The sequence below is a fragment of the Micromonospora yongxingensis genome, from assembly GCF_052601155.1.
This window is the reverse complement of sequence record NZ_JBQXEO010000006.1, coordinates 155,499-174,821: the sequence shown is the minus strand read 5'-3', so window position 1 is coordinate 174,821 and position 19,323 is coordinate 155,499. Positions and strand designations below refer to the sequence as shown.

Below are 19,323 nucleotides of genomic sequence, written 5' to 3'. Positions count from 1 at the left end.
TGCTCCGCGACTTGGACCACCTCGCCGGCCCGGGGTCAGCTCCTCCGCCACCCCCAGCGACGTGAGCCGGTCGAACCTCGGGACGTCGCCCTCTCCCGGGCCACCATCTGCGCCGCCACGCGCAACTTCAGGGCGGGCTGCGCGCCTGCCGGCCCCAGCAGCTCCACCAGTCGGTTGCCGAGCCCCAGCACCATGTCGGCGCGGTCGAAGTCGCGGATCAGTGCCAGGCACTGCGCGTAGACCCCGTAGGTGTTGGCCATCTCCCAGAGACTGAGCGGGCGCAGCGGGTCCATCAGCTTCTGGCGCAGCTCGCAGGCCCGCGACGCGGCGAGCGCGGCCTCGCGGATGACCTCGTCCGAGGCGGGCCGCGTGACCGCCTGGTGCAGCAACGCGGTCGCCTGATTGTGGTACGCGGTGCCCATCGCCTCCCTGGTGGCCGGCCCGGCGGACGGCGGCGAGACGGTGAGCAGGCCCACCGCGACGGCTCGCTCCACCAACTCCATGCGGGTGGCGGGCTGACCGGCGGCGAACGCGACCTCCGCCAGGTCCACCAGGGCGGTGATCAGCTCTGCGAGGGCCTGATCCCGTGGCGGGTCGGCCACGTTCCCACCCTCGGCCGCCACCGCGTCGTTCACCCGCTCGAAGATGGTGACCGCCTCACCGCCGGGTGCCATCCCGTCGGCGGCCCGGCCGCGTGCGGACAACAGCATCCCCCGCCGCCACAACGCCCGGGCCAACTGCTGCTGATCGTGCCGGTCCGTCCGGCCCGGACCCCGCACGGCCTGCCGGTAGGCGTCGATCACCTGGACCCACAGACGGTCCGCCTCGGCCCAGGTCCCCTGCCGCGTCGACAGCTCCCGCGCCCGCTCGAACAGCCGTTCCCGCTCGTCCGGTCCCATCTCCCGCACCACCCTCGCCGGTAGCCGTCTGCCATGCCCCCGCCACTGACAGTGAACATCGTCGATTGTATGGCGGGGACGGCCACCCGGGCCGGCCCGGTCCGGACCGACCCGGGCGTGTCAGGCCGCCGGGCGTACCCGGTAGGCCAGGTGGGTGACCCCGGTGCCCTCGACGACGCTGATGGGCCCGTCCAGTTGGAGTGGCGCGATCTTCAGGTCGGCGAAGAGCGGGATGCCGTCACCGAGCACCACCGGGACGAGGTCGACGTGCACCTCGTCGAGCAGCCCGGCCTGGATCACCTGGGCGGCGATCGTCCCGCCGTTGACGCCGACCTCCTTGTCGCCGGCGATCGTCTTCGCCCGCGCGATCGCGCTGTCGATGCCGTCGGTCACGAAGACGAACGAGTCGTTCTCCGGCTCCCAGCCGTCCGGCACGCTGTGCGTGACGACCACCACGGGCACGTCCAGCGGATGCCGGCCGCCCCACCCGTCGGTCATGTCGAAGAGCCGCCGACCGACCACCAGCGCGCCGGTCCGCTCGGTGAGGTCGCGCAGGTGCCGCGCGCTCACGGCGGAGGTCCGGAACGTCAGGTCGGGATGGGCCGTCGGCGTCTCGACGTCGCCGTTCTCGTACCACTGGAACAGGTACTCGAAGCCACCGTGGGACGGGTCCGCGATGTAGCCGTCCAATGACATCGTCGCCCCGGTCGTCACCTTCGTCATCGATCCACTCCCTGGTCTCTGTCAGCGTGGCCAACCCGGCCCTCATTGTGTGGTCGAAGCCGGCACCACCGCGCTCGACACAACCGGCCGAGAAATTCGAGGAGACCGCAGGGGCTCGACATCACCTGGGTCAAGCTCCCAGTGATGAGCGGTGCCCTCAGGGGCGCAGCGCGTTGAGCACCATGTCCGCGTACCGGCGCCACACCGCCGGGTCGCGCTGGTCCAGCACGATCAACTGTCGGACCGGTCCGCAGAGGATCACCCGGATGTCCAGCTCGCTGATGTCCGCCCGGATCCGTCCGGACGGGATGGCCGCCGCCGTCAGCTGGCCGATCAGGCCGAGGATGCGGGCGGCGGGTACCAGCCGGCCGTCGAAGAACGCGTCCGCGAGCACCCGGTCCCTGGCGAGGCGGTCGAACAGGTCGGGGACGTATGCGGACAGCTCCCGATACGGGTCGGGGCCGTCGAGCGCGTCGCGGGTGCGCCGCTCCAGCGTTTGGAACTGGTGCCGCGCCACCGCGATGACCAGGTCTTCCTTCGTGGGATAGCTGCGGTAGACCGTTGCCCGGCCCACTCCGGCGCGCTCTGCCACCTGCGGCACGGTCACCTGGAGGCCCTGCTCGGTGAAGAGTTCCCGGGCAGCCGCGATGATCCGCTCCTGATTCCGCCGAGCATCGAGGCGCCGATGGGACGAATCCGATCCGGTCGGCGCCCGGGCGTCGTCGGGTTGGGTCACGGTTTCAGTCTGCCCGGTCGGCGTCACCGGCTGACACCGACCCGTCGCTGTACACCTCGGTGATCTCGACGTCCAGCACAGTGCAGACCCGGCCGAACGACCAGTAGTAGCCGGTCACCTGGAGGACCTCGACGATTTCGCGCTCGGTGAGGACCTGCCGCACCTGCTCGAAGAGGTCGTCGGAGACGCGCGGCCGCCGTACCACCTCGGCGACGAACCGGATGACCGCCCGGTCGTACGGCGACAGCGCTGGATGGTCGGGATCCCGCCTGCTGATGATCTCCCGGGTGACCTGATCGACACCGGCCGCCTCGGCCATCGGCCGGTGCTGGGCCGCGACGAACTCGCACTCCGCATACTCGGCGACGGTCAGGATGACGAGTTCCCGGGAGCGGGCGGGAAGCTCCAGCGAGGTGAACTGCGCCCTTGCCAGCTGGATGAACAGTTGCACCGTGCCGGCCGAGTGCGCCAGCATCTTGACCAGCGGGTCGGGCGGCAGGGCGGACAGGAAGTCGCGGACGTCGTCCGGGATGGCGTTCGGGTCGGGGTCGGCAAGGCGGGGCATGGTCTTCTCCGTTGCTGTCGTCGGACACTCAGTGGGCGCGGCTCGCGGGCAGGTCGAAACCCGTCTCGCTGAGGTGCTGGAAACGGCCGTCCTCGGCGAACGACCCGAAGACCGCGATCTCCCGGCGGGCGGTGGACCCGTCGGCCATGGTGATCTCGAAGACGTGCCGCTCGGCGTAACGGGAGCCGTCTCGCAGCTCGTCGAGCACGGTCACCGTGCCGCTCACGATCTGGCTCCGCACGCGCGCCACCATCTCGGCGAATTCGGCCCGATCGAGCGTCTTTCCGTCGCTGCGGTGGGTGTAGTCGGGGGCATAGAACCGGTCCAGCGCCTCGTTCACGTCGAGGGTTGGTTCAAAGGCCACCTGGCGGAGGGCATCGCTGATCCGCACCTGGTTCATCACTGGGAACTCCTTGGGACGTCACCGCCGGGCATATCCGGACTCACGGGTCCGGTTCAGCCAACGTACCGGACTCATGAGTCCGGTACCGAACGACGACCCGGTGACGGTTGTCACTCAGCGTGACGCGTCGCTCCTAAGAGGCGGGCTCGACCCGTCTCCAGCTCGGCGGGTCTCGCAGCGGTCCACAACGCCGCGACGCGGTCGGACCAGCCGAACTCTCGGATGTGAATCGTCCCGCCCTTCGCCGACGGTCCCGCGACGACCTGAGAGTGCCGGCCGTGCCGGCTGCCCGAGCCGGTCGTAGCGTGGACGCATGCGAACCACCACGCTGGGCAGTGCGGGTCCCGAGGTCGGCGTCATCGGCCTCGGGTGCATGGGCATGAGCCACGGTTACGACATCACCGGCCCCCGGGACGACGACACGTCGATCTCGGTCATCCGACAGGCGCTGGACCTGGGCGCCACGCTGATCGACACGTCCGACGTGTACGGGCCGTACACCAACGAGGAGCTGGTCGGTCGGGCGTTGGCCGGTGGCCACCGGAAGCGGGCCGTCCTGGCCACCAAGGTCGGGCTGGTGGTCACCTCCCCCACCGGCGGCCCCGGCAACTCACCGACCATCGGCAACAACGGCCGTCCGGAGCACATCAGGGCGGCGATCGACGCCAGCCTGCGCCGGCTCGGCACCGACCACGTCGACCTCTACCAGCTGCACCGGATCGACCCGGACGTGCCGATCGAGGAGTCCTGGGGTGCGATGGCGGAGGTCGTGGCGGCGGGTAAGGCCCGCCATCTCGGCCTGTCCGAGGTGACGGCGGCCCAGATCGCACGGGCCCAGGCGGTGCACCCGGTGGCGTCGGTGCAGTCCGAGCTGTCCCTGTGGACGCGCGACCCGTTGGCCGAGGTGCTGCCGTACTGCGCGCAGCAGGGCATCGGCTTCCTGCCGTTCTCCCCGCTGGGCCGAGGGTTCCTCGCCGGCCGGTTCACCTCGTTCGACGATCTGCCCGCCGACGACTTCCGACGCGGTCTGCCGCGGTTCCAGCAGGAGGCGCTGCGTGCCAACCTCGCCATCGTCGGCCGGGTCCGCGAGATCGCCGACCGGGCCGGTGTCAGCCCCGCGCAGGTCGCGCTGGCCTGGGTGGTGGCCCAGGGCCGCCACGTCGTTCCGATCCCCGGCACCAAGACGCCCCGGTACCTGGTGGACAACTGTGCGGCCGGCGACGTGCGGCTCAGCGCCGAGGACCTGGCCGACCTCGACGCGCTGCCCGCGCCGGAAGGTGGCCGCTACTGAGGCTCGACAAACGACGTGGCCGACCGGCCCGGCAGATCGGCGCCCGCCGGTCAGCCGGGCCGGCCCACGGTGACCGGCGGGCCGAACTGGACCGGAACGCCGGGGGAATACAGCACACTGACCGGCGGTCCGGCCAGCGCCGGCAGCCCGGCGGCGGTGACCAGCTCGTCGTCCAGGTGCAGCAGCTCGGCCCGGTGCAGCGGCCAGCGCGGATGCCAGTTCGGCAGGTGCAGGGTGCGCCCGTACGCTCGGGTGTGCAGCCCCCAGCGGGCGGTGACGAAGTGCTCCAGCGGCGTCGGGTCGGCGATCCGCTCCCCCACCCGGACCGTCATCCGGCTCGTCGTACCGGCCGGGCCGGGCCAGCGGCGCCGGCAACGGTAGGTGCGACGGTCACCGTCGCGGTCCAGCCGCATCGACGACCAGAGGTACGGCAGCCGCAGCGTCGCCCGGGCGACCAGCACCGGGACCAGCCGGGACGCGTCGAGCGACCGGAACACCACCGCCCGCCGGCCGGTGTCGTCGACCGAGTAGAGCCGGACGTTGGTCTCCCAGAAGGTGCCGAAATACGGCACTCCGGGGCCGCGGCCGAGGCCCAGCCCGACCATCCGGAAACCGATCAGGCCGACGTGGCTGACGCCGTCCAGGGTGTCCGGTCGGGTGCCGGCGGGCAGCAGCGGCGCGACGAGTTCCGGCGCGACGGCCCAGTGCAGGAAGGTGAGATCCTCCCAGCGCTGCCGAAGGGTCGCCCAGGGGAACGCCCGTCGGGGCGCGGAGTCGACCGGCTCGATGTCCACACCCCTCATCCTGCCCCTCGCTCAGGCGTGTGGGCCGACAGCCACCGGGCCGACGGTCAACGAGGGCCTGCCCTCCAGGATCTGACCGATCCGCTCGACCTGCTCCTCCAGCGCCGTGCGGTGACGGGCGGCCAGCGTCCGCAACGGCTCGACGGTGACCTGGATGGCGCGTCCGGAGCGACGGTGGTGCCACACCCCGGCGACCGTGCCGTCGACCAGCAGCACGGGGTAGTTGCCGGCCTGCCCACGGGCCAGCGCCCGCTCGGCGGCCGCCCCGGGGAAGAGCCGTTCGCGCGGGTGGCAGCCCACGGCGTACACGTCGAAGTAGGGCAGCAACCGCAACCCGGACGGCCGGTCGTCCGGGAAGTCGGTGTCACCAGACGCGACCCACGCCCGCGTGCCCTCGACCGTCACGGCCGTCAGGTCCAGCGAGTCGAACAGCTTCGCCGCCCACGGCGCCGGTGCCGCCAGCCACCGGGCGAACTGCGCCGGCGTGGCCGGGCCGTACGCGTACAGGTAACGCCGGACGAGGTCGGCCAGCGCGGCCCGGCCGTCCATCGGCGCGAACCCGGGCAGCCACCGCGCCGGGCTGGTGTACGTGGTGGCGCGGCCACGGTTGGGTCCGAAGCAGATGATGCCGCCGCGGGTGGCGGCGGCCATCGCGGCGATCCACCGGGGCCACTTGTCCTGGAACGCGTCCATGACCCGTTCGCCGGCCCAGGGGCCGGTGCGGGCGACCACCTGCTCGGTCAGCTCGACGGTGGTCAGCTCGGTCTCGGCGAGGGCGGCGGTGATGGCCGCGAGCACCTGCTCGGTCTTCTCGGGGGTCAGCAGGTCACGGCTCGGATCGTGTGGCGGTGCCGGCATCGCCGACAGCGCGCCGGTCCACATCGGCAGATCCGCGGTGGCGAGCAGGTGCACCGTCCCGCGCGGCCCTCGACTCTTGACGAGGGTGCGCTCCGTCCACAGTGCCTGGCGCACCAGGGTACGGGTGGCGCCCGGGACCCGTATCCCGACCGACAGCTCGGCGGCGGAGGCGACCTGGGCGTGTGCGCCACAGGTCGCGGACACCACGGTGGCGACCGCGTCGGCGTCCGGCTCGGACCCCGGCCCGGTCGGCCCCGGCGCGGAGAGGCCGTGCCGCTCCAGGCGCCGGGCGCACACCTGTGCCCAGCTCACGTCGGTCATCGCAGGCCCGCGAAGAAGGAACGGATGTCGGCCGCGTGCGCCAACGGCTCGTCCATGGCCACGAAGTGGCTGCCGGGGTTGCCCTGCGGCCAGTGCACGATGGTGTTGTGCTGCTCAGCGAGGCGCCGCATCAGCGCGGACCCGCCGCCGTACACCCCGGACGGCACCCGCTGCTGTCCCCTGGGCCAGGCGAAACCGCCGTCGTCTGCCAGCGTGAGTCGCTCGTACATGGGCCAGGAGGACGAACCGGACGTGCCGGTGAACCAGTAGAGGCTCACGTTGGTGAGCAGGTGGTCCCGGTCGATGGCCTGCTCGGGGGTCGGGACCGTCATGGTGAACTCCTTGAACTTCTGCATCATCCAGGCCAGCAGCCCGACCGGCGAGTCGTTCCAGGCGTACGCGAGGGTCTGTGGCGCTGCCCGCAGCAGCGCGTGATGGTCCACGCCGCCGCTCATCCACTGCTGCATCTGCTCCCACTCGGCGCGCTCCGCCTCGGTCATGTCCGGCACGTCGGCCGCGGTCGGAAAGCCGAACCCTCCGTCGATGTGCACGCCCACCACCTGCTCCGGTGCCACCGTCGCCACCTCCGGCGCGACGTACGCACCGAGGTCACCACCCTGCGTGCCGTAGCGGTCGTAGCCGAGGCGGGCCATCAGTTCGACCCACATCCGGGCGAGCCGGTCGACCGTGAACCCGGCCGGTGGCGCCTGCGAGAAACCGTAGCCGGGCACCGACGGCACCACCACGTGAAACGCCTGCGCCGGATCCCCGCCGTGGGCGCGCGGGTCGGTCAGCGGACCGACCAGTTCGGTGAACTCGACCACGGAGTTCGGCCAGCCGTGCGTCAGCAGCAGCGGCAGCGCGTCCGGCTCCGGTGAGCGGACGTGCAGCAGGTGCACGTCCAGCCCGCCGATCTCGGTGACGAACTGGGGGAACTCGTTCAGCCGCGCCTCGTGCGCCCGCCAGTCGTATCCGTCCGCCCAGTGCTCGGCCAGCTCGCGGAGGTAGTCCAGCGGCACCCCGCGACTCCAGCCGGTGCCGGGCACCGGGCGGGGCCACCGGGTTCGGGAGAGCCGCTCACGCAGGTCGTCGAGGTCAGATTGCGGGATGTCGATGCGGAATGGCGTCATGCCGGGCACGTTACGGGTCATGTAGGTCAGGTTCTGACACACATCGCTGGCATTCTGGAGCCATGTCCGACACCCCCGCCCGGCTGCTGGGCCTGCTGTCGCTGCTGCAGACCCCGCGCGAGTGGCCCGGCAGCGAACTGGCCACCCGTCTCGGCGTCAGCCTGCGCACCATCCGCCGCGACGTCGAGCGACTCCGCGACCTCGGCTACCCGGTGCAGGCCACGATGGGCGCGATCGGCGGATACCGCATGGTCGCCGGCAAGGCCATGCCGCCGTTGCTGCTCGACGACGAGGAGGCGGTCGCCATCGCACTCGGTCTGCGGACCGCCGCCAGTCACGCGGTGGTCGGCATCGAGGAGGCGTCGCTACGGGCGCTGGCGAAGCTCGAACAGGTTCTGCCGTCCCGGCTGCGCCACCGCGTCAGCACGCTGGGGGCGGCCACCGAACCGCTGCTCACCTGGAGCCGGCCGATGGTCGACCCCGAGCACCTGAGCGCTCTGGCCGCCGCCGTCACCAACCGCGAGCAGTTGCGGTTCACCTACCGTCGGCGCGACGGCGTCGACAGCGAGCGGTTGGTCGAGCCGTACCGGCTGGTGTCGGCGGGCCGCCGCTGGTACCTGGTCGGCTACGACAACGACCGGGTCGACTGGCGGATGTTCCGGGTCGACCGGATCACCGACCAGCGGACCACCAGGACGCGCGTCGCGCCCCGCCCACTGCCGGCCACCGACGCCGCGGCGTTCGTGACGGAGAAGTTGCTGGAGTTGACGCCGGTCTACCGCGCTGTGGTGACCCTGCACGCACCGGTCGAGCGGATGGCCGGCCCGCTCGGCGGCTCCCCGGTCGACCTGGAGCCGATCGACGCCGGCAGCTGCCGGCTGCACAGTCACGCCGACACCCTGGAGTGGCTGGCGTGGCGCCTGCTGACCCTCGGCTGCGAGTTCGAGGTGCACGAGCCGCCGGAGCTGGTCGCGTACCTCCGTGAGGTCGGCGGGCGGGCGACCCGGGCAGTCGGCTCCCGGCCCGGGTAGGTCGGCCCTCGGCGGTGGCACAGGTGTTCGCCGTACGCTCGAACGGCCGATGGCAACGGCGGAAACGGCCAACGAGCCACACAACGGGGGAAATGGGCGCGGTGCAGGCGGATGCGGAGCTGGTCCTACTCGCTCAGGCGGGAGACGCGGCGGCGCTGGGAGTGCTGCTGGCGCGCCACGAGGCCGCGATGCGCGCCGTCGCCCTGAGCCTGCTCGGCTACGGGCCGGACGCCGACGACGCCGTGCAGGACGCGATGGTGGTGGCGCTGCGCCGCGTCGGTGAGGTGCGCGACCCGGCCGCCGTCGGCCCGTGGCTGCGGGCCATCGTCCGCAACAACGCCCGGATGGCGCTGCGGGCGCCCCGACCGGTCCCGGTCGCCGAACCGGAGTGGTTCGCCCGCCCCGCCGACACGCCCACACCCGAGGAGGCGCTGGACCGCGGCGCGATGCGCGACTGGGTGTGGCACGCCATCGACGCGCTGTCCGAGCCCGACCGGATGGTGACCCTCCTGCGCTACTTCAGCGACGCCTCCTCGTACGAGCAGATCGCCGCCGTGTGCGGCGTGCCCGTGGGCACCGTCCGCAGCCGCCTCAGCCACGCCCGTCGCGCGCTCGCCGGCGGCCTCCGGACGGCGGCGACCGCCGCGCACGCCGACGTCGGCGCGTCGAGCGACGCCCGGTGGCGCGAGGGCCGCGACATGATCGCGACGGCCATGCGCGGCGACTTCGACCGGGTGGTCCGGGAGAGCTGGTGGCCGGACGCCGAGATGCTCGCCCCGGGTGGCCTGCGCGGCGGCATCGACCTGGCGATCCACGGGATGACCAAGGACCTGACCGACGGGGTACGGCAGCGGCTGCGCAACGTCGTGGCCAGCGGTGACGTGGTGATCTGGGAGACCGACCTGATCAGCCCACCGGACGACCCGGAGCACTGCCCTCCCGGTGCGCTGTGGCTGCAGGTGCTGCGCGAGGGGCGGGTGCGCCAGCTCACCCTCTTCCACCCGGTCGCGGCACGGGAGACCGGCCGGCCGGCGGCCGTCTGAGAAAACTTTCCCGACCGAGCGAACTTTCCGATCGACCCGCGCATCTGGTCCGCGTCAGTCACCAGTTGCCGTGCCGGCACACGCCGCACGGGTCACGCATCGGGAGATGGTTCATGAGTTCCACCAGCCACGAGGTCACCGTCGACGGCGTCCGGCAGGTCTACCACGTCGCCGGCAGCGGCCCGGTGTGCGTGGTGCACTCCGGGGGCCCCGGCATCGAGTGGGCCTACCTGCGGATGCCGAGCCTCGAAGAGCACTTCACGTTGGTGTACGTCGAGCCGGTCGGCACGGGCGCCTCCGGGCGGCTCGACAACGCCGCCGACTACCGGCTCGACACGTACGTCCGGTTCCTCGACGCCGTCGTCGACCACCTCGGCGAGCCCCGGGTCCACCTGCTCGGCCACTCGCACGGCGGTTTCGTCGTCCAGCGGTACGCGCTGGCGCACCCGGACCGGGTCGCCGGCCTCGCCCTGTACGACACCTCGCCCGTCACCGGCGCCGAGTTCTGGGCCGAGGCGATGGCCGGCCTCACGGCGTACCCGCTGAGGCACCCCGACCGGCCGGAGGCGGCGGACATCCCGGCCGCCTTCCAGCAGGCCGTCACCGCCACCGACGACGAGGCGCTCAGCGCCGGCCTGCGCGCGGCCCTGCCGGTGTACTTCGCGGACTTCTGGTCCCGGAAGTCCGAGTTCGCCCCGTTCCAGGCGGCGGTGCGGGCCTGGTCGGCACCGGCGGGTGCGCAGGACCCGACGCCCTTCGACGTCCGGGAGAGCCTCGCCGAGATCACCGTGCCGGCCGTGGTGATCGTGGGGGCGCACGACTTCATCTGTGGCCCGCGCTGGGCGCAGCAGTTGCACGAGGGCCTGAAGGACTCGCGTCTGGTGCTGCTGGAGCACAGCGGGCACTTCGGGCACATCGAGCAACCGGCGGAGTTCACCCGCGCCGTGGTGGAGCTGCTGGAGCGCTGACCGGCGGGCGGCCGTAGGGTGGTCTGATCGCTGCACCGTGAGGAGGAGGAGACCACCGTGAGCCAGACCGAACGGATGGATTCCGTCGAGGATTGGAACGTGGCCGAGGACGACGGGGTCCTGGACGCCTCCGACACCCTGGACGACGACCGCGTCAGCGACCCACTCGACACCGGCATCATCGCCGAGGACCACTGGACGGGAGCGAACCGGTTCGGCACCACGCCCGCCGAGGAGCGTGCGGGCGAGTCTCTGGAGCAGTACCTCGCCCAGGAGGAACCGGACACCGACCCGTACGCCGAGGGCGTCGACGACGAGGATGAGCTGACCCGGCGGGGATACGACCGCGAGGCGCGGGCGGGTCGCCTCGTCGCCGACGACGAGGGCCTCGGCGAGGACGAGCAGGCCGAGTCGGTGGCGTGGGACGTCGGCATCGATGGAGGCGCCGCCAGCGCCGAGGAGGCCGCGATGCACCTGGTCGAGGACCCGAACGGGCCCGGGGACGGCCCGCTTCGCTGAATGCCGCTCCGCCGCGCTCGGCACCACGAGGGGTGCCGAGCGCGGCGGGTGGGCCGCTCAGTGGATGACGACGGGCGCCTTGACCAGCTCGCCCTGCTGGTCGTCGAGCGGCTGCGCGGGTTGGCGACGGCGCGGCAGCAGGGCGGCCGGGATGAAGGTGGCCAGCACCAGCGCGAACGCGACCCAGAACGTGGTGGCGAACGAGTTGGCGGCGAAGTCGAGGCCACGCTCGATGAGCGACGGGTCCACCGGCGTCTGCTGGAGCAGCTCCGGTCGCTGCTGGGCGGCGATGGCCAACCCGGCCTCGGTGACGGGCTCGCCGCTCGGGTCCACCAGGCCGGGGATCGGCCGGGAGCCGTTCAGCTCGTTGGTGAGGATCACCGACATCACCGCGGCGCCGATCGAGCCGCCGATCTGCTGAAGGATGTTGACCAGCGTCGAGCCGCGTGCCACGTCGTGGGCCTGCAGCGTCCGCAACGCCGACGTCATGATCGGCATCATCGTGCCGCCCATGCCCAGACCCATCACGAACAGCGAGCCGCCGAGCAGCCAGTACGAGGTTTGCGGGTCGACCTGGGTGAAGCTGAAGAACCCGGCGACGATGAGCGCCAGCGCGAACGGGACGGTACGACCGATCGGCACCCGGTCGGCCAGCATGCCGGCGATCGGCATGGTCATCATCGCGCCGATGCCCTGGGGGGCCATCAGCAGACCGGCGGTCAACGTCGTCTCGCCGCGCACCTGCAGGAAGTAGCTCGGGAACAGCAGCCCGGCGCCCATGAACGCGATGATGAAGACGAACAGGGTCACCGAGGCGATGGTCAGGTTGCGGTTGCTGAATAGCCGCAGGTCGAGCAGCGGGTGCCGGGGCTTGAACGAGTAGAGCACGAACGCCACCACCAGCGCGGCGCCGACCAGCATCGGCCCCCACACCTTGGCCGCGGCGAAGGTGCCCGCCTCGGGCAGCGACGAGACACCGTAGAGGAACAGCGCGAGCCCCGGGGAGAGCATCAGCATGCCGACGAAGTCGAACGACTCGGACGGCTCGGGTGCGTCCTTCGGCAGCGCCATCTGCGCGTAGATCAGGGCGATGACGCCGATCGGCAGGTTGATCAGGAAGATCCAGTGCCAGCTCGCGGTGTCGATCAGCCAGCCGCCGAGGATCGGGCCACCGATCGGCCCGAGCAGCATCGGAATGCCGAGGACGGCCATCAACCGGCCGATCCGGTGCGGGCCGGCCGCCCGGGTCATGATGGTCATGCCCAGCGGCATGAGCATGCCGCCGCCGAGGCCCTGCAGGACGCGGTAGCCGATCAGCTCGCCGATCGTGTCGGCGGTGGCGCAGAGCCCCGAGCCGATGGTGAACAGGGCCAGCGCCACCATGTAGAGGCGTTTGGTGCCGAACCGGTCGGCCGCCCACCCGCTGAGCGGGATCACCGTGGCCAGCGCGAGGGTGTAGGCGGTCATCGTCCACGCGACGCGGGCGTACGACGCGTCGAACTCGCTCTGGAACGTCGGGATGGCGACGCTGACCACCGTCACGTCGAGGATCGACATGATCGCGCCGAGGACGACGACGCCCGCCACCTTGAGCACCGCAGCGTCGAGCTTGTCCGATGTCGCGATTGATTGCTGGGTCACAAACTCTCCTGAAGTCGGTTGAGCAGGCGTTCGGTGGGCGGTGGCGGCGGTGCCGCGCCTACCAGGCGCGGGGGGCGACGCGCCAGGACGACGACGCGCGGAGGAAGACTAACCGCCAGCTGTGACGATTCGCCGCCGGATTTCGTGACGGCCCGGCCGCGTATCCGATCGGCCGTGCGACTGTGGCCGGACGTCGGGGTGGCAATCAGCCGGCGGAGCCGCGAGCTAGGGCAGGTTGCGCGGTCAGGACAGCCCGGTGAGGCCCGGGATCGGCTGTGCGGCGGCCCCCTGGTCACTCGATCGGCCTGCTGACGGGGGTGATCGTTCTGTGCTGGTGGTGCAGGTGCCGGTGATGATGGCCGGAGAGCAGGACGGCGTTTGTGAGGCTGGTGTCGCCGCCGTCGGCCCAGTAAGGCATTACCACGACGCTTCAGGCCGCCTGGCGGAGGGCGAGTCCGAGCCCAGGTGCCCATCGCCATGAGGGACGCGGCAGAATTGCGGGATGACCAGCGAGAGTGCAAACGCCCCCGTTGCCTTCGTATCGCACGCCAGCGAGGACAAGGCCTCCTTCGCGGAGCCACTCAGCCGGAGGCTAGCGGCACTTGGCGTTCAGCCATGGCTAGACAAGTGGGAGATCAGGCCAGGGGACAGCCTCGTGCAGCGCCTGTTTGACGAAGGTTTGAAGACGGCTGACGCAGTCATTCTGGTGACGTCGAAGGACTCGGCTGAGAAGCGCTGGGTACGTGAGGAGCTAGACAGCGCGGCGGTGTCGCGAATCGAGAGAGGCACTCGTCTGATCCCGGTTCGCTTGGATGAGGTCGAGATGCCGGAGCCCCTGCGTCATCTCGTGTGGCTGCCAGCGGAGCGAACCTCGGAGTCCATCGATCGCGTCGCAGCCGAGATCGCCGATCTGCTTCACAACGTCTCCCGTCGACCGGTGGTGGGTGTGAAGCCTCGATACATCGAGATGACTTCCTCAATTCCCGGCCTCACCGCAGCCGACTCGTTCGTACTATGCGAGGCGATCAGACAGGCAATCGCCAACGGTCACCTCATCGCGCTGAGGTGGGGAGAGATTGAGGAACGCGCGAAGGAAGCTGGTATCCCGAACAGCCGAATTCTCGAGTCGGTACACGCGCTGGCCGAAGGCGACTATTTGGATGCGGACATCAGGAATGGCGGTGTGGTAATCCGCCTCAGTCTTACACCCTACGGCTTCGATGCCGGGATCGAAAATGTGGTACCGGACATCACAGAGATCAGGTACCGAATTATTGCAATCCTAGCCAACGGGCCGCAGACGGGTGGCCAGACAGCAGACTCGCTCGCGCAAGATGTAGGAAGCGAACCACTGGTAGTAGACCAGGTGCTCAAGGAACTGGAGTCGCGCGACCTTGTGGCGGCGTTCAGGGCGCTGGGTGGACTGGTAAAGGTGCACCGAGTCAGCCCGACCGTCGGCCGGCTTCTGGAAGGTTGAGCGAGTCTCCGTCGGTTTGCCGCATTCGCATGACTCAGAAATAGCCGCCTCCGGCGGCCCCGCTTTGTCCCGAATCTGATGGCGGCGGACGATTAGGTCGTCGTCCGCCGCTTCTTTAGCTAACAGCCAGAACCACCGGCCAACGCCACCGATCGGGAGACTGACTGACCGTCAGCGATAAAGGCGACGTAATCGGCAACCTAGATCAGTATAGGCCGCCTACGCGGCCGGGCTAGTTTGCGAGAGGAAGGAAGGGCCGCAGCCTAAGCGCGATCTTGTCGGTCTCTTCGACGCTGAGTTCAGGAACAGTTTCCCAGTCGGTTCCGCCGTCAGGAAGAGTGCCGGCGACATGGAAGTGAACATGAGGAATCGTCTGATGCGCAGGCACGCCGTTATTTTGCCAGACCGCGATACCTGGGCTGCGTTCGGCTTTATCGATGATGCGAGCCGCAACGAGTAGGCCCTCCATCAATGCAGATGGCTCATCCGCCTGGAGATCCAAAAGCGTAGGACGGTGACTAGTCGGAACTACGAGAAGGTGAGAAAGCCCACGTTGCTCCCGAGTGACTAGGATCGCGTAAAGGCTTGCTCGATGAAGGACCGTAAAAGGTCGTTTGCCAAAGAGGTAGTCGCAAAATGCGCATGGATCCGCTACGGGAACATCAATACTTCCGGACGCCATCTCTACTCCCGGAGAGATCGTAAGAATGCCTGTATTTCAAGCATGTCGAGGCTCTCGGAGTCCTCGGGACGCACCACGATATCGAGGCGATCACACACCTTAGCGTGACGTGACGCAAGAATGAAGGAGAGGGCGATGAAGCGAACGGAGTCCTGCGCCGGAAGGATCTGCGATATCCGCGATTGCCCACCACCAATAATGGGGGTTGCCACCGGATCGCCGTTCGTACGAGCGCGGACCTCGTCCCAAAGATTGTTCAGACTTCGCCAGAGCCCATCGATTGTCGCACTCGCTTGGTTGCGTAAATCCATTGAGCTGTAGGCCACGCAAAAGAAGTGTCGGCGATTTTGCCGAATCGTCGCTACCGTGCCCGTGGCATAAGTGGTGGTCTTTCCGGGCTTTTTAATGTTGCCTTCAGGCCGAATTGCACTGAGGGCCGCCGCCAGTTCAGCATCTAGGGCGCTGCGGTCATGGCCGAACACCTTCTCTAGGAACTGGCCTTGAATGCTGGTGGCACTGATGACCTGGGGCACGTCGGTGTCAAAGCTGGTCGTCATTCCGATGACCAGGTTCGACTGCTCGTCAAAGATATCCCCTTCGACGATCCGAATCATCGTCTTCGGTTTCGAGTACTGTTGCTCGACAGGACGTGGCCAACATCTCCACGTTGCATACAGCAAGGCGGCCACAAGGACAATGATGGCGGTAGGAGCCTCCACCTTGGAGATTGCATTAGGCTCGATGACGTCGTAGATCCCGAAAAGTACTGCCATAACGCCAATGCCCGCGAATGCATTGACGGCGAATGCCCTCCAAAATCGTGGACGAGAGATGTCCCGCAGGATGCTAATCCTCACAGGCCCAATTTCTTGTACACTTCGGGCTTATAGTGGTAGGCGCCCACCTTGGAGCTATTCGCAAACCCCGGAACGTAATTGTCCAACGCGTGCGCAATGATTTTGGGTTGGAAGGAAACTGACATGGTGTAGTAATCGGCTTCAAGTAGCGGGCTCGGAATGAAGGCGTTATCACCTTCCCTATTCCCATCCAGATTGGCAACCACGACGGGCAGGTTGAGTTCGAGGATCAAATCGATCTCATAAGCGAGGAAGGATTTCCCGTCACTGCCCTTCTTCTTCCCCGTGGTGGTGCCGAGCAGAACGATCTGCTTGGCGTTCTTTATCCGCTCGCGAAGCCTGCCCTTGATAGTCTCTCGAGTGCTCGTATCGCGGGCAACGTACAGGGCGTGGGCATCGAAGAAGGAGAAATCAATCTTCTGGTTCTCTTTCCACGCCTGCATAAGACGATAGCTGTTAATGTCTTCGCTCGCGAAGGCGACATAGGTCTTATTTCGGTAGCTCATAAGGTGCATGCTCCATCATCAAGCTATTCGATCATCGGGACGACGCTCCGCATCGGAGCCGAGGCAATCTACTCGACGACGGTGAGGCTTTGGCCGAGACACGCTGATGCGGGCTTCATGCGCCAGGGAATCATCGATAAGTAAGCAAAACTTCCAGACCCCCAACCGGACATGAAGTGGGGTGGCAACCAGTTCAGAACCGGTGTGTCCCCGGTGGCTGCTTGACCCCTTCCTGGGGTCCCCGCTGGGGCGTACGCGGCTATCCGCAGCTGGCCGGGTCCCGGCCCGAGGCGGTGGCCGGCGGTGATGGAGTCGATCCTGCGGGTGCAGTCCGGGCTGGCCAGCCGCGATCTGGTGCTGTTGGGTTGGCTGGCCGATCAGGGGGTGCTGACCACCGACCAGATCGCCGCCGCCCTGTTCCCGTCGGTCAACTTCGCCCAACGCCGTCTGCACGTGGTGCGCGACTGCCTTCATCGGTGCACTATGGCATCCGGCTGGGTGTCGGCGCTGCCCCGGACGATCCGCGAAGCTCATGATCGGCAGGACATGCCCTGGGCCGCGCCGCCCGGCCTGCCGATCACCTGGGCCCGGCCAACCCGAAGTGAGGTCTTGCTCGTCTAAGCCGTGACCACTGGCACGGCGGCGGTGAGCGCCCAGTCGTGCCCGATGTCGGCGGCCGCGCGCAGCAACCTCGGAAGGTGCTCCTCGCGCAGGGTCTCCAGCGAGGTCTCGGCGGCGTGCACTGTCACGTTGATGGCGGCGACGACCCGCCCGTCGCCGTCGCGTACGCCGGTGGCGACGGACCGGATTCCCGGTGCCAGGTCCTGGTCGGCGAGCGCCCAGCCCTTGGCCCGGACCTCGCGCAGCACAGTGTCGAGGTCGCCCGGTGCGGGTTGCCAGCGCGGCGTGATGCCGGAGCGGCTGGGCTCGGCGAGGACGGTCGCCAGCGTCTCCGGTGGGAGGGCCGCGAGCAGCACCTTGCCCATCGACGTCGCGGGTGCCGGGAAGCGGGTGCCGATGGTGACACCCAGCGTGACGATCTTGGGTACGGCTACCCGGGCGACGTAGACGATGTCGCTGCCGTCGAGCTGGGCCATCGAGGTCGACTCGTTGGTCTGCGCGACCAGTTTCTCCATGTGCGGCCGGGCCACGTCCCACATGTTCAGCGCGTTGACGTACGCCATCCCCAGTTCGAGGACGCGCGGGGTGAGGGCGTGGCCACGGCCGACCGCGCGGACGTAGCCCAGGGACTCGAGCGTGATGAGGATGCGCCGGACGGTGGGCCGGGCCAGGCCGGTGGCTGCGGCGATCTCGCTGAGCGTGGTGGACGGGCAGCCGGGACGGAAGGAGCGCAGGACGTCGAGCCCACGGGCGAGAGCCTCGATGAAGTCGGGTCCGGCGCCCCTTCCGTTGTCACTCATGCCTCAATGCTTCCATTGCGCCGAGCCGGCGTCCCACTCGGTGTACTGGTACGGGTTCTCCAGGATGGCGGTCTCGGGGACGTCCGGGTTCATGCCCCGCTGCCACGCCTCCTCCCCCATCGTCTCGCGGAGGTTGTCGATGGTGGCCGCCACCGTCGACCGCGCGGCGGCGAGGTCGACGCCGACGAGGCGGCCGTCGCGCTTGACGACCCGGCCGCCCACCAGCACGGTGTGCACGTCGCCACGCTGGGCCTGGAAGACGACGTGACCGTGCGGGTTCAGGATCGGGAACATCACCGGCGAGGCGTCGTTCTTGATCAGGACGACGTCGGCCTGCCGGCCGGGGGTGAGGGCGCCGATCGCGGCGTCCATACCGAGGGCGCGGGCGCCGCCACGGGTGGCCCACTCGACGACCTGCTCGGCGCGCAGGTGGCAGTGGGTGATGGTCTCCTGCTTGGCGTGCGCCTCCAGGTGCTCTCGCGAGCGGTCGGCGCCGAGCGTGGTCCGCATCGCCGAGAAGAGGTCACCGCTCCACCACACGCTGGTGTCCATCGACAGCGACACCGGGATGTCGTGGTGGCGCAGCTGCCAGGTGGGCGGGTAGCCCTGCCCGGCGCTCTGCTCGCTCTCGGTGGAGACGGAGACGGAGCCACCGGTGGCGGCGATGCGGTTGTACGAGTCGTGGGTGAGCGTCGCCGCGTGCACGTAGACGGTCGAGGGGTTCATGAAGCCGTTCTCGTGCATGAGCCGGATGCCGTCGTCGTTGGTGGCGCCCCACACGCCGGCGTGCGTGGTCACCGCGGCGCCCAGTTCCCGGGCCACCTCGAAGGCGGCGCGCTCGGGGAAGGCGGGGTCGCCGGTGACGTCGAACGCCATCTGGAAGCCGGCCAGCTTGCCGCCGTCGATCCGGCGGCGGTGGAAGTCGCGGAACTCCGGCGAGGCGGCCCATTCCCACGGGCCCTGCTGGATGTTGCCGTAGGCGAGCACGAACCGTCCGGGCACCGCCTCGAGAGCGTCGACGGCCGCGTCGGCGTGGTCGGGTGTCTGCAGGCCGTGCGACCAGTCCACGGTGGTGGAGACACCGGCGTCGATCGCCTCGATCGCGCCGAGCAGGTTGCCGGCGTACACGTCCTCGGGCCGGAACAGCTTGCCGGACTCCAGGTAGTACCAGACGAAGTACTGGGTCAGGGTCCAGTCGGCGCCGTACCCCCGCATGGCCGTCTGCCACATGTGCCGGTGGGTGTCGACCATTCCCGGCATGAGGATGCCGTCGGTGGCGTCGATCTCCAGGGCGTCGTCGGGAGCGGTGAGGCCGACGCCGACCTCCGCGATCCGGCCGTCGATGACCAGCACGTCAGCGCCGGGCAGCACCGTGTGTGCGTCGTCCATGGTGAGAACCAGGCCGTTGCGGAAGACCACCGGCCGGTCGGTTGCGCTCATCGCCACCCA

At 69.3% G+C, this 19,323-nt stretch carries 21 protein-coding genes; 7 read left to right on the top strand and 14 right to left on the bottom strand.

Annotated features, from left to right (window positions below; genetic code table 11):
• Positions 1-35: 35 nt before the first annotated feature.
• The 5 genes from ACTWLT_RS10600 to ACTWLT_RS10580 form a co-directional block, all read right to left on the bottom strand.
• Complete coding sequence (locus tag ACTWLT_RS10600; RefSeq protein ID WP_445318179.1) at positions 36-899, bottom strand: hypothetical protein; 864 nt, start codon at positions 897-899, stop codon at positions 36-38.
• A 120-nt stretch (positions 900-1,019) separates the two neighbouring features.
• A complete protein-coding gene (locus tag ACTWLT_RS10595) occupies positions 1,020-1,622 on the bottom strand; it encodes a dihydrofolate reductase family protein (RefSeq protein WP_445318178.1) in 603 nt (200 codons plus the stop codon).
• A 157-nt stretch (positions 1,623-1,779) separates the two neighbouring features.
• On the bottom strand, positions 1,780-2,358 hold the full coding sequence (locus ACTWLT_RS10590) for a TetR/AcrR family transcriptional regulator (protein ID WP_445318177.1): 579 nt from the start codon (positions 2,356-2,358) through the stop codon (positions 1,780-1,782).
• A gap of 4 nt (positions 2,359-2,362) precedes the next feature.
• On the bottom strand, positions 2,363-2,923 hold the full coding sequence (locus ACTWLT_RS10585; protein ID WP_445318176.1) for a carboxymuconolactone decarboxylase family protein: 561 nt from the start codon (positions 2,921-2,923) through the stop codon (positions 2,363-2,365).
• 28 nt (positions 2,924-2,951) lie between these two features.
• Positions 2,952-3,326 carry a hypothetical protein gene (locus tag ACTWLT_RS10580; RefSeq protein ID WP_445318175.1) on the bottom strand — a complete coding sequence of 125 codons (375 nt, stop codon included), beginning with the start codon at positions 3,324-3,326 and terminating at the stop codon, positions 2,952-2,954.
• A 313-nt stretch (positions 3,327-3,639) separates the two neighbouring features.
• Here ACTWLT_RS10580 and ACTWLT_RS10575 point away from each other — a divergent pair, with 313 nt between their 5' ends.
• On the top strand, positions 3,640-4,617 hold the full coding sequence (locus ACTWLT_RS10575; RefSeq protein ID WP_445318174.1) for an aldo/keto reductase: 978 nt from the start codon (positions 3,640-3,642) through the stop codon (positions 4,615-4,617).
• Positions 4,618-4,667: 50 nt separating this feature from the next.
• Here ACTWLT_RS10575 and ACTWLT_RS10570 read toward each other — a convergent pair whose 3' ends face one another.
• Genes ACTWLT_RS10570 through ACTWLT_RS10560 form a run of 3 tightly spaced genes read right to left on the bottom strand, consistent with a single transcriptional unit; the run spans position 4,668 to position 7,729 of the window.
• On the bottom strand, positions 4,668-5,411 hold the full coding sequence (locus ACTWLT_RS10570) for a YqjF family protein (RefSeq protein ID WP_445318173.1): 744 nt from the start codon (positions 5,409-5,411) through the stop codon (positions 4,668-4,670).
• 21 nt (positions 5,412-5,432) lie between these two features.
• On the bottom strand, positions 5,433-6,590 hold the full coding sequence (locus ACTWLT_RS10565; protein ID WP_445318172.1) for a winged helix DNA-binding domain-containing protein: 1,158 nt from the start codon (positions 6,588-6,590) through the stop codon (positions 5,433-5,435).
• A 5-nt stretch (positions 6,591-6,595) separates the two neighbouring features.
• Positions 6,596-7,729 (bottom strand): epoxide hydrolase family protein, encoded by a 1,134-nt coding sequence (locus ACTWLT_RS10560; protein ID WP_445318171.1) that lies wholly within the window; start codon positions 7,727-7,729, stop codon positions 6,596-6,598.
• A gap of 62 nt (positions 7,730-7,791) precedes the next feature.
• Between ACTWLT_RS10560 and ACTWLT_RS10555 the strand changes: the two genes are divergently transcribed.
• From ACTWLT_RS10555 to ACTWLT_RS10540, 4 genes are all read left to right on the top strand, one after another.
• A complete protein-coding gene (locus tag ACTWLT_RS10555) occupies positions 7,792-8,760 on the top strand; it encodes a helix-turn-helix transcriptional regulator (RefSeq protein WP_445318170.1) in 969 nt (322 codons plus the stop codon).
• 92 nt (positions 8,761-8,852) lie between these two features.
• The gene (locus tag ACTWLT_RS10550) at positions 8,853-9,803 is read left to right on the top strand and encodes an RNA polymerase sigma factor (RefSeq protein ID WP_445318169.1); all 951 of its coding nucleotides are present in this window, start codon (positions 8,853-8,855) and stop codon (positions 9,801-9,803) included.
• A gap of 113 nt (positions 9,804-9,916) precedes the next feature.
• Positions 9,917-10,771: an alpha/beta fold hydrolase gene (locus ACTWLT_RS10545; RefSeq protein WP_445318168.1), complete on the top strand. Its 855-nt coding sequence runs from the start codon at positions 9,917-9,919 to the stop codon at positions 10,769-10,771.
• 57 nt (positions 10,772-10,828) lie between these two features.
• Positions 10,829-11,290, top strand: a complete 462-nt coding sequence (locus ACTWLT_RS10540; RefSeq protein ID WP_445318167.1) for a DUF5709 domain-containing protein — start codon at positions 10,829-10,831, stop codon at positions 11,288-11,290.
• Positions 11,291-11,347: 57 nt separating this feature from the next.
• Here ACTWLT_RS10540 and ACTWLT_RS10535 read toward each other — a convergent pair whose 3' ends face one another.
• Positions 11,348-12,931 carry a DHA2 family efflux MFS transporter permease subunit gene (locus ACTWLT_RS10535; protein ID WP_445318166.1) on the bottom strand — a complete coding sequence of 528 codons (1,584 nt, stop codon included), beginning with the start codon at positions 12,929-12,931 and terminating at the stop codon, positions 11,348-11,350.
• 502 nt (positions 12,932-13,433) lie between these two features.
• Here ACTWLT_RS10535 and ACTWLT_RS10530 point away from each other — a divergent pair.
• Positions 13,434-14,408, top strand: coding sequence for a toll/interleukin-1 receptor domain-containing protein (locus tag ACTWLT_RS10530; RefSeq protein WP_445318165.1), 975 nt, complete (start codon positions 13,434-13,436; stop codon positions 14,406-14,408).
• A gap of 232 nt (positions 14,409-14,640) precedes the next feature.
• Here ACTWLT_RS10530 and ACTWLT_RS10525 read toward each other — a convergent pair whose 3' ends face one another.
• The 3 genes from ACTWLT_RS10525 to ACTWLT_RS10515 are packed head-to-tail and all read right to left on the bottom strand — an operon-like array spanning position 14,641 to position 16,453.
• The gene (locus ACTWLT_RS10525) at positions 14,641-15,090 is read right to left on the bottom strand and encodes an HIT family protein (RefSeq protein WP_445318164.1); all 450 of its coding nucleotides are present in this window, start codon (positions 15,088-15,090) and stop codon (positions 14,641-14,643) included.
• A 2-nt stretch (positions 15,091-15,092) separates the two neighbouring features.
• Entirely contained in the window at positions 15,093-15,947 is an 855-nt protein-coding gene (locus ACTWLT_RS10520) for a macro domain-containing protein (RefSeq protein WP_445318163.1), read from the bottom strand.
• Entirely contained in the window at positions 15,944-16,453 is a 510-nt protein-coding gene (locus tag ACTWLT_RS10515; protein ID WP_445318162.1) for a TIR domain-containing protein, read from the bottom strand. Before ACTWLT_RS10515 ends, ACTWLT_RS10520 begins: the two co-directional genes overlap by 4 nt.
• Before the next feature lie 306 nt (positions 16,454-16,759).
• Between ACTWLT_RS10515 and ACTWLT_RS10510 the strand changes: the two genes are divergently transcribed.
• The gene (locus tag ACTWLT_RS10510) at positions 16,760-17,074 is read left to right on the top strand and encodes a hypothetical protein (protein WP_445318161.1); all 315 of its coding nucleotides are present in this window, start codon (positions 16,760-16,762) and stop codon (positions 17,072-17,074) included.
• Here the strand turns inward: ACTWLT_RS10510 and ACTWLT_RS10505 are convergent.
• Together ACTWLT_RS10505 and ACTWLT_RS10500 are read right to left on the bottom strand one after the other, a co-directional pair.
• Positions 17,071-17,874, bottom strand: a complete 804-nt coding sequence (locus tag ACTWLT_RS10505) for an IclR family transcriptional regulator domain-containing protein (RefSeq protein ID WP_445318160.1) — start codon at positions 17,872-17,874, stop codon at positions 17,071-17,073. The two genes, ACTWLT_RS10510 and ACTWLT_RS10505, sit on opposite strands and share 4 nt — an antisense overlap.
• Before the next feature lie 3 nt (positions 17,875-17,877).
• Positions 17,878-19,314 (bottom strand): amidohydrolase family protein, encoded by a 1,437-nt coding sequence (locus tag ACTWLT_RS10500; protein WP_445318159.1) that lies wholly within the window; start codon positions 19,312-19,314, stop codon positions 17,878-17,880.
• Between the last annotated feature and the right edge of the window lie 9 nt (positions 19,315-19,323).

Coding starts and splice junctions, on each gene's coding strand:
- ACTWLT_RS10600 (WP_445318179.1), bottom strand. CDS start 899: ATGGGACCGGACGAGCGGGAACGGCTGTTCGAGCGGGCGCGGGAGCTG.
- ACTWLT_RS10595 (WP_445318178.1), bottom strand. CDS start 1,622: ATGACGAAGGTGACGACCGGGGCGACGATGTCATTGGACGGCTACATC.
- ACTWLT_RS10585 (WP_445318176.1), bottom strand. CDS start 2,923: ATGCCCCGCCTTGCCGACCCCGACCCGAACGCCATCCCGGACGACGTC.
- ACTWLT_RS10575 (WP_445318174.1), top strand. CDS start 3,640: ATGCGAACCACCACGCTGGGCAGTGCGGGTCCCGAGGTCGGCGTCATC.
- ACTWLT_RS10560 (WP_445318171.1), bottom strand. CDS start 7,729: ATGACGCCATTCCGCATCGACATCCCGCAATCTGACCTCGACGACCTG.
- ACTWLT_RS10555 (WP_445318170.1), top strand. CDS start 7,792: ATGTCCGACACCCCCGCCCGGCTGCTGGGCCTGCTGTCGCTGCTGCAG.
- ACTWLT_RS10550 (WP_445318169.1), top strand. CDS start 8,853: ATGGGCGCGGTGCAGGCGGATGCGGAGCTGGTCCTACTCGCTCAGGCG.
- ACTWLT_RS10545 (WP_445318168.1), top strand. CDS start 9,917: ATGAGTTCCACCAGCCACGAGGTCACCGTCGACGGCGTCCGGCAGGTC.
- ACTWLT_RS10530 (WP_445318165.1), top strand. CDS start 13,434: ATGACCAGCGAGAGTGCAAACGCCCCCGTTGCCTTCGTATCGCACGCC.
- ACTWLT_RS10525 (WP_445318164.1), bottom strand. CDS start 15,090: ATGGCGTCCGGAAGTATTGATGTTCCCGTAGCGGATCCATGCGCATTT.
- ACTWLT_RS10515 (WP_445318162.1), bottom strand. CDS start 16,453: ATGAGCTACCGAAATAAGACCTATGTCGCCTTCGCGAGCGAAGACATT.
- ACTWLT_RS10510 (WP_445318161.1), top strand. CDS start 16,760: ATGGAGTCGATCCTGCGGGTGCAGTCCGGGCTGGCCAGCCGCGATCTG.
- ACTWLT_RS10505 (WP_445318160.1), bottom strand. CDS start 17,874: ATGAGTGACAACGGAAGGGGCGCCGGACCCGACTTCATCGAGGCTCTC.
- ACTWLT_RS10500 (WP_445318159.1), bottom strand. CDS start 19,314: ATGAGCGCAACCGACCGGCCGGTGGTCTTCCGCAACGGCCTGGTTCTC.